The sequence below is a fragment of the Polaromonas sp. P1_G4 genome (assembly GCF_056405475.1).
The window spans coordinates 1-1,132 of the sequence record NZ_JBFUCA010000867.1 but is presented as its reverse complement, the minus strand read 5'-3'; the positions used below and the strand labels follow the sequence as shown (position 1 = coordinate 1,132).

The following is a 1,132-nucleotide window of genomic DNA, read 5'->3' as shown; positions in this document are numbered from 1 at the left end:
TCCACATACCGCTCAAACACGCGCCGGCGCTGCGAAACGCGCTGCTCCAGCACCCGCAGCTGCCCTCGCCCAATTCCGGCCAGAACATTGCTCATGCGATAGTTAAATCCGACTTCTGTGTGCTCGTAGTGGGGAGCGGGCTCCCGTGCCTGTGTCGAGAGTTTTCGCGCTCTTGCGATAAGGTCGGAATCATCAGCCACCAACATTCCGCCTCCCGAAGTGGTGATGATCTTGTTGCCGTTGAAGGAATAGACAGCCACCCGGCCAAAGGCTCCGCTGCTTTTACCCTTGTAATGTGCGCCAAGCGATTCGGCGGCATCTTCAAGCACTGGAACACCATACCGCTCACAGATTGGCAGCAGCGCGTCCATGTCAGCACTTTGCCCGTAGAGGTTGACCAGCACAACGCATGCAGGCAGCCGGCTCTCGCGCTTGGCCCACTCAAAAGCGCGTTCCAGCGCTGCGGGCGACATGTTCCAGGACTGGGGTTCGGAATCAATGAATACCGGCTTTGCTCCGCAATAAAGGATGGGGTTGCAACTGCCGACAAAGGTCAGTGAGGAGCAAAATACGGTATCTCCCGGTTTGACGCCCAGCAGGACCAAGCCCAGGTGAATGGCGGCAGTTCCTGAACTGACCGCTGCGGCGTGCGCAACCCCGACATGCTCGGCCAGTTCGCGTTCAAACCCATCGACGTGAGGGCCCAACGGTGCAATCCAGTTGGTCTTGAAGGCATCTTCAACGAATACCGTTTCCTCTTCACCAAGATGCGGGGACGACAACCAGACACGTTGTGCCAGCTCACGACTGAAAACGATATCAATGGGTCGGCCGGCCGTGTCGACGATTGGCACATGTGCAATGCCGTGGACATCCATCAGTTTCTTGATATCAACCAGAGAAGAAGACTCATCGGCGGTCACTGGTGGCCGTGAAGGCAACGTCGTCAGGGCTGCGTCGGGAGATGCTTTATCGATCACAGCGCGACGCAAATCGCCATCAGTCACCGTCCGAACCAACACACCTCGCGTATCGACCGCCAGGAGAATACCCTGCGCGGTGCTGTCCATCGTCGTCAATGCCTGCATCCAGGGCAGGTCACCGGACACGCAAAGGTCTTCAAATCGCGCAG

General features: G+C 57.9%; 1 protein-coding gene. It reads right to left on the bottom strand.

Features of this window, described 5'->3' with window-relative positions; all coding sequences use genetic code 11:
- Positions 1-1,132, bottom strand: a 1,132-nt coding sequence (locus tag AC1D1X_RS24030; protein ID WP_477699445.1) for an aminotransferase class I/II-fold pyridoxal phosphate-dependent enzyme, incomplete at both ends; no start/stop codon positions are given.